Raw genomic sequence first — 7,674 nt, 5'->3', positions numbered from 1 at the left:
GTCGTAGTGGCGAATCGCCTCGCCCCACTTGCGGGCCCGTTCCAGGTTGCGACCGTCCGCGACCGCGTCGGCCAGCGACGCCGCATCCTCAAACTGCCCCGGCCCGGCGACGGCGACGTTCGCGGCGGAGAAATCGCCGGAGGCGGGGACGAACAGGGATCCGCAGACAACGGCGAGCGCCGCGACCACGGCCCGCGCGGCGGCGGGACGAGTCGCGGGCAAACAAGACGTCGAACGGGAGGCGTTGGACATGGAAACAGGTTTTACCTGGGGGCCGGCCTCCTTGGCGGCGATCCAGAAGTGAATTGGTGGGAAACGACCTGCAGTCGGCCCGGCTGCGGTTCCCGCCGGCCGGCTTCGGCCCCCTCGTGGGGCGTTCAGCGGATTGTGGCGGCGGGCTGCCCGGTCCTTCGCGAACGAATGATCGGACGACTTGAAGCTAAGTGGCTCCGATCGGCCGGTCAAACTTTCATTTGGGCGGACTGCCTGATTAATCGTCGCCACCAGAACCATGTTCCGACTCGGTTCCGATTGAGGGCGCCGGGGGCGATCGCCCCAGTTCCGTGAAGTTGGCGAGTTTCCACAGTCGCTCCGGCGTTCTCAGAAATGGCCCTACGGTATTGGCCCGTCGAACGACTCAGACGCCGCGCGACGGTGGATCTTGACGTACGAAAATTTCTGACGCCGGGGCGGTGATCCGGCATCTCCTTCGAGGCGAGCAACCGACGTGCCGGCCACATAAGGATTTTCGCGGTTCGCGATCGCCGTACGAAAAAACGCCCCCGCCGGCGACCGGCGGGGGCGTTGGGGACTCTCGGGTCGTTCAAGCCGACCGTTCGACGGGGGCTCAGGCGCCGGAGACGGCCTTCTCCGGGTCGATCGTGTAGCCCTCGCGGTAATCGCGGCCGACCAAGCCGGCGCCGGCTTCGCCGGGCAGGTTGGTGAACTCCATCTTCTCCGCGTCCCATTCGACCTTCTTGCCGGCCCGCAGGGCGGCGTTGCCCAGCAGGATCGTCTCGGTGAGACGGGCGGCGTAGTCGAAGTTCGACAGCGCCATCTCCGGTTTGCCCGCCTTGATCGCGTCCACGAATTCCTGGAAGTGACCGGGGCTGCGGGGCAGCGTCCGTTCCGGCGGGGTGTAGTCCTTGTACTTATCCGCCGTCTTGGAGATCAGCGTGTACTGGGCGCCGTAGTCGTTCGGGCTGTAGAGGCTGCCCTCGGTGCCGACGACCAGCGAGCCGCTGTTCACCATCTTCTCGCCCATCAGCAGAGCCTGGTCCGGCTTGTTGCCACCGTCGTACCAGTAGAGCGGCATCGCCGGCACGGTGTTGCCGTCCATGCCTTCGCGTTCGGCGAACTGGAAGGTGATCTTGCTGTTGCCGGGGTACTGACCTTCGACGATGCCGCTGTGCTCCGCGACGGCGCTGTCGGCGTCGAACAGGGCCAGGGCCATCACCACCATGTTCGCGGTGTGACAGGCCATGTCGCCGAGGGCGCCGGTGCCGAAGTCCAGCCAGCCGCGCCACTGGAACGGATGGTAGATGTTCTCCGTGAAGGGGCGGAACGGCGCCGGGCCGAGCCACAGATCCCAGGACAGGTACGGCGGGACCTTGTCGGTCTTCACCTTGCCGTCATCCGTCTTCGGCAGGCCGTCGCCCTGGGCCCACACCGGGCGGTTGGTCCAGACGTGCACCTCTTTAATGTCGCCCAGCGCGCCGCTGCGGATCACCTCAACGCCTTCGCGGAGGCCGTCGGTCGCGGTGCCCTGGTTGCCCATCTGGGTGCACACGCCCTTCTCCGCGGCCAACTCGCGCAGCACGCGGGCCTCCCGCATGCTCCAGGTCAGCGGCTTCTGCGTGAAGCAGTGCTTGCCCATGGCCAGCGCCATCACGGACGCGCAGGCATGGGTGTGGTCCGGCGTGGAGACGGTGACGGCGTCGATTTCATCGCCCATCTCCGTCAGCATCTCGCGGAAGTCCGCGAACGTCTTGGCGTCCGGCGCGAACTCGCTGAGGCGGGCTTTGCTCTTGCGAAGCTTGCGGTCGTCGATGTCGCACAGGGCGACGGTCTGAGCCTTGTCGGCAGCGTCCTTCGAGTCGCTGGAACCCTTGCCGTCCACGCCGATGCTGGCGAAGTTCAGCCGTTGCATCGGGCTGTCGGCGGTCGCCTGACGAGCCCACGCCGGGGAAGGACCGACGGCATGCCACACGGCGCTGGCGCTCGCGGCGCCGGCGGCGGAGGTGGTCAGAAAATCGCGGCGGTTGGAGCGCATCGCCATAGCGGGATCTTTCGCAGAATCAGTGAGTGGTGAACGCGGCACGCTCATCCTACCGGGGGGGTCGGGCTACGAACAACGGTCACGTCGAATAGGACGGCAGGGGTTCTCCCGGGGAGAGGGGTCGCTCGGGGAGGTTGCGGCAGGACACGGGGCGCTTGCGGATGGCGTCCCCTGACCGATTGACCGCTTGTCCAAAGTGGCCCGTGAAACTGCCTGCGTGGAAAGCGGGAGCGTTCCGGATTCCCTGAGGGAACCGACCGGTCCTCGGGCGAAGCAGGGACGGCGCCTGCGTTACACTCCTGCGGCCAGACCAGCGAACGATCCATGCCCGCACCCGATTTGCCCGCCGACCGGACGGTTCCATCCGACTCCGCCGCTGAGGATTCAGGCCCCTCCGCCGATCCGGCGCCGCTGACCGCCGGAATGACGTCGCCGTCCCCGGAACTGGCGGACCTGGGCGATCCGCTGGATGCGGTGCCGTTCGACGATCCGCCCGCCGCCCGCCGTCGACTGGACGCCACCCTCGCCGCCGCCGGCGAACTCGCCCCCGGCGTGACGGAGAAGGTGCTCCCCCCGTTGCTCGCCGCGCTGGCCAAAGCTCCGGCGCCGGATGCGAGTCTGGTGAACTTCGAGCGGTTCGTTCGCGCCGGCGCCGCCCGAGAGGAGAAGCCGCCGCACTCGCTGTTCGATTACCTCGCGGCGCACCCGCGGGCCGTCGAGATCCTGGTGCGGCTGTTCGTCGGGAGCCAGTACCTCACCGATATTCTCATCCGGAACCCGGACTATCTCCGGCGACTCACGGAGCATCGCCGGCTGCCCGCGTTTAAATCGCGAGAGGACTTCCTGACCGAAGCCCTCTCGATGGCCGACGGGCATTCCACGCCCGCCGGACGGTTGGACGGACTCCGCAGTTATCAACATTGGGAGTTGTTGCGGATCGGCGCCTGCGACACGTTCGGGCTGCTGGATCTTCGCAGCGTCACCGCGCAGCTCTCGCTGTTGGCGGACGGGTTCACGCAGGCGGGTTTGAACCTGTTGGCCAATGAACTCGGCGTCGATACGAACCGCTTTTGCGTATTGGCGTTCGGCAAGCTGGGCGGGGAGGAACTAAACTATTCCAGCGATATCGACCTCGCGTTTCTCGCCGAGGGCGACGCGACGGTGTATTGGACCCTCGGTCAACGGCTGATTAAGGCGCTGTCGCAGGCGACCGGGGAGGGGTTCCTCTATCGCGTCGATATGCGATTGCGCCCGTGGGGCAGCAGTGGGCCGCTGGTCAACACGCCGGAGGCGCATTTGAACTACCTGAAGAAGCACGGCCGGGCCTGGGAGCGGCAGGCGCTGGTGAAGGCTCGGCCGATCGCGGGGAATCTTCGGATCGGCCATGACTTCTTAAAATCCGCGGAGCCGCTCATTTACGGCACGCCGGCGGAGGAGGTCCGCGAGAGCGTCCGCGCCAGCAAACAACGCATTGAAGACGGACTCAAAAAGAACGGCCGCACCTGGGGCGAGGTGAAGAGCGGCGCCGGCAGCATTCGCGATATTGAATTCACCGTGCAGTGCCTGCAGCTCGTACACGGTCGAGGCGAACCGGGGGTGCGGGCGAGGGGCACCCTGAACGGACTCGCCCGGCTGGCGGATTACGGATTGTTGTGGGCCGACGAATATCGCCGCCTCAGCGCCGGCTATCATTTCTTGAGAACGGTCGAGCACGTTCTACAGCTCCGCCACCATCGGCAGGTCCACGCCTTGCCGGAAGGGGAGCGGGAGCTGCGACACCTTGCCCGGCGTCTGGATTTCCCGGACGCGGCCTCCTTCGTCGCCCACTATGAAGAGCACTGCCGCGCCGTGCGGGCCGTATTCCGAAAATACGTGATCGACGGCGCCGAGGGCGGCGCCGCCTCTCCGGCGATTCCGTCCATCGCCCCGCATGCGGACCGGATGCCGCAAAGTTATAAAGCTGCGTTTACATCCGATCGGATCGCGAAGCACGCCGGCCTGCTGGGGGGATTGGACAAAGACCGACCGGTCGCTTTGCTGACAGAACCGTTCGAGGGAACGGATGAACGCGGATTGGACGGGGGCGTCACGCTGACGGTCGCTTGTTTCGACCATCGCGGAGACTTCGCGGCGGTGTGCGGACTGCTGTTCGCCCGCGGCTGGGACATCGCGGCGGCGGATGTGTATTGCGAATCGGCGCTCGGCACCGAAGCCGGCCGCGGCGTCATCATGACCCTCGATCTCTACCCGGCGCAGGGGCACCGGGAGGCGTTGCCCTCGTGGCAGGCGTTTGAGAAAGAGCTGGGCGAGCTGTTGCTAGCTAGCCGTCGCGGCGAAGGCCGGAGCGCCCGGGCGGATCTCGCCGCGCTGGTCGCGACCGCCGTGCGGCCCGCCGCCGCGGAGCGAAACGCCGTCCTCGACCCGACGCCCCCGCCGCCGATGACGTTGGATCTCGACAATACGGTCGACGATTCCGCCACCGTGCTGCGCGTTCGCGCCGCCGACCAACCCGGTTTGATGTACGGCCTGACGAACGCCTTGGCGTTGTTCGGGATCGATCTCCGCCGGGTGGCGGTCCGCACCCAGGGCGGGGAAGCCGCGGACGTGTTGCATCTGACGGATCGCCGCGGGCAGAAGATCACCGATGAAGGCCGTTTGGCCGAACTGAAGGCCGCGACGGCGCTGGTCGGGCAGTTCACCCATCTGCTGCCGCACAGCCCGGACCCGCGACGGGCGCTGACCAACTTCGGCGAACTGCTCGAAAGTTTGTTCCGTCGGGACGACTGGGTCGAAGAGGTATCGCGGCTGGGGCGCAGCGACGTGCTGACCGCCGTGGCGGGGATACTCGGGGTGAGCGACTTCCTCTGGCACGACTTCCTCCGCCTTCAACACGAAAACCTGTTTCCGGTCGTCGCCGATCCGGGAGCGCTGGACCGTCGACGTTCGCGATCGGAGTTGGAGGAGGAACTCGCAAAGGAGCTCGCGGCGCCTTCGGGCGATGGCGAGAGCGATCGCGACGCCGTTCGCCGCCGGCTCAACCGGTTCAAGGACCGCGCGATGTTCCGCACGGATATGCGTCATATCCTCGGCAAGACGAAAGCCGGCGGCGCCGCCGGCTTCAGCGCCTTCGCCGAAGAACTGACGGATATTGCGGAGGTGACGTTGTCCGCCGCCGTGCGGTTCTCGCTGGCAGACCTCGTCGCGGAGTACGGCGAGCCGCACGCCGAAGACGGCGCCACGGTCCCGGTCGCCGTGTGCGCCCTCGGCAAATGCGGGGGGCGGGAACTGGGTTTCGCCAGCGACGTCGAATTGCTGGTGGTCTACGACCGCGGGGGCGAGACGACCGGCGGCAGCCGCGGCCAGATCGGCGTCGCCGAGTTCTACAACAAGCTCGTGAAACGTCTGAAAGAGTCCATCGAAGCGCGCCGCGAGGGCATCTTTGAACTCGACTTCCGCCTCCGCCCCTACGGCCGGGCCGGCAGCGCCGCGGTGCGGAAGGACACCTTCGCCGATTACTTCGGCCCCGGCGGCGCTGCGTGGCCGTACGAACGGCAGGCGCTGGTGAAGCTCCGGCCGATCGCCGGCGACGAGGCGTTCGGCCGGGAGATCCTCGCCCTGCGGGACGACCTCATCTACGGCGGCCCCCCCGCGGACCGGGCGGCGGTCCTGGCGATGCGGGAGAAACAGCTTCGCCAACTCGTTACCCCGGGCACGGTCAACGCGAAGCTGTCGCCCGGCGCCCTGGTGGACGTCGAATACCTCGTTCAGATCCTGCAGTGGGAGCATGGCGGAGACGACGCCGAACTCCGCACCCCCGGTACGCTGGCGGCGCTGACCGCGTTGCACGTCGGGGGACATCTGACGACCGCCGATCACGACGTGCTCCGCGAAGCGTACGGCTTTCTCCGCAGCCTGATCAACGCCCTCCGCGTGGTGCGGGGGAATGCCAAAGACCTCACCGTGCCCCCGGCCGGCACGGAGGAGTTCGCCTTCCTCGCCCGGCGACTCGGCTACACCCGCGGCCCCGACGGGCGCCCGGCCCGGGAGCGCTTGGCCACGGAAATGGATCACCACCTCGACCGCGTCCGCGACGTGGTTCAACGCCACTTCCCGCCCCCCGGCGCCTGACCCGTCCGGCGCCTGACCTGTCGTCCCGGGGAAAGAAATTCCAGTGCCGGACACCCGCACCCACCGCGGACCTCACCCCCGCGACGTTGATCGGTTCGCCGCCGACAGCGTGCCCGCTCTGCGAACGGCGGTCGAACATCTCTCCTGGCTGCTGAGCCGCGGTTATGTGAACCCGTCGGCGTTGAAGCTGGTGGGCGACCGCTTCGAGCTGACGGATCGCCAGCGAACCGCGGTTCTGCGCTCCGCCTGTCCCGATGAGGAACGGGCCGATCGGGCCGCTCGCCGGTTGGAACCGGCCGATCTGACCGGGCGGACGCTGCGGATCGACGGGTTCAACCTCGTCACCACCGTCGAGGCGGCGCTGGGCGGCGGCGTGCTGCTGGTCGGCCACGACGGCGTGGTCCGCGATATGGCGTCGATGCACGGCAACTACCGCCGCGTCGCGGAAACCGCCCCGGCGTTAGAGGCGATCCGCGATTTGCTCGACGAAGTCCGACCCGAAGCAGTCCACTGGCTGCTCGATCGCCCGGTCTCCAACAGCGGCCGGCTCGCGACGATGATCCGCGAGGCCGCCGGACCCCGGGCGTGGGCCGCGACCTGCGTCCCGGACCCGGACGTGCTGTTACGCAGCGGGGCGACGCTCGGGGAAGAACTCAAGGAATCCGGCCCCTTCGTCGCGATCACCGCGGACGCGGGGATCCTCGATCGCTGCGATCTGTGGTGCGATCTCGCCGGCGCCGTGACGGATCGAATGCCGAATGCGTGGCGGGTCGACCTTCGCCCTCAATCGCAGTGAACACAGCGTCGGGCGCGATGCTCGGCCCTTCGTTCACAGTCAGGGTTCACAGTCCGGCGAACGGGTCGACTTCGAGGCTCTTGCGGGATTGCCAGCCGCCGCCTTCCGCATCGGCGTCGGGGACCGACTCCGTGGATTCAGCGTCAGTCGATTCCGAGGGGGCGCCCCACAGCGGGGCGGAGGGGAGGGATTCGCGATCGATCGATTCGACCGACGGCTCCGCCGCCTGATCGACTTCGGCGGCCGCGAACGGGTCGGCTACTGACGCGGTCGCGGGAGTTGCGGGGAAGTCATTGGGAGTCGCGACGGCCGGCTCGGGAGTCGGGGACTCCGCGGCGGCTTGGGCGGCTTCATTGGCGAAGGCGGCCATCTCGGCGCCCCAATCGACGCTTTCCTCCGGCTCCGCGGGCGTCTCGGCGACGGCGGGCGTGACGCGGGCCGCGGGAGCGGCGTCGGCGGACGCGTCCGAAGC

At 67.9% G+C, this 7,674-nt stretch carries 4 protein-coding genes and 1 pseudogene; 2 read left to right on the top strand and 3 right to left on the bottom strand.

What is annotated here, in order from left to right:
* Both LzC2_RS19015 and LzC2_RS19010 read right to left on the bottom strand, forming a co-directional pair.
* The coding region (locus LzC2_RS19015; RefSeq protein WP_171189612.1) for a hypothetical protein at window positions 1–222 on the bottom strand (222 nt) is incomplete at its 3' end.
* Between the two features lie 625 nt (window positions 223–847).
* Entirely contained in the window at window positions 848–2,278 is a 1,431-nt protein-coding gene (locus LzC2_RS19010; protein ID WP_171189611.1) for a Gfo/Idh/MocA family protein, read from the bottom strand.
* A gap of 423 nt (window positions 2,279–2,701) precedes the next feature.
* Here LzC2_RS19010 and LzC2_RS19005 point away from each other — a divergent pair, with 423 nt between their 5' ends.
* Window positions 2,702–6,406, top strand: a complete 3,705-nt coding sequence (locus LzC2_RS19005) for a [protein-PII] uridylyltransferase family protein (protein ID WP_171189610.1) — start codon at window positions 2,702–2,704, stop codon at window positions 6,404–6,406.
* A 43-nt stretch (window positions 6,407–6,449) separates the two neighbouring features.
* Window positions 6,450–7,202, top strand: a complete 753-nt coding sequence (locus tag LzC2_RS19000) for a DUF434 domain-containing protein (RefSeq protein ID WP_171189609.1) — start codon at window positions 6,450–6,452, stop codon at window positions 7,200–7,202.
* A 46-nt stretch (window positions 7,203–7,248) separates the two neighbouring features.
* Here the strand turns inward: LzC2_RS19000 and LzC2_RS18995 are convergent.
* Window positions 7,249–7,674: pseudogene (locus tag LzC2_RS18995) on the bottom strand (hypothetical protein); the annotation flags it as partial.

Origin of the sequence: Alienimonas chondri (assembly GCF_013036045.1) — a bacterium.
GTDB classification, from domain to species: Bacteria; Planctomycetota; Planctomycetia; order Planctomycetales; family Planctomycetaceae; genus Alienimonas; species Alienimonas chondri.
Note: the sequence above shows the minus strand (reverse complement) of the source record. Positions and strands in the feature narration are given on the sequence as shown.

What these genes read in the sequence shown, in the direction of transcription:
- LzC2_RS19010 (WP_171189611.1), bottom strand. Translation starts at nt 2,278, where the DNA reads ATGGCGATGCGCTCCAACCGCCGCGATTTTCTGACCACCTCCGCCGCC.
- LzC2_RS19005 (WP_171189610.1), top strand. Translation starts at nt 2,702, where the DNA reads ATGACGTCGCCGTCCCCGGAACTGGCGGACCTGGGCGATCCGCTGGAT.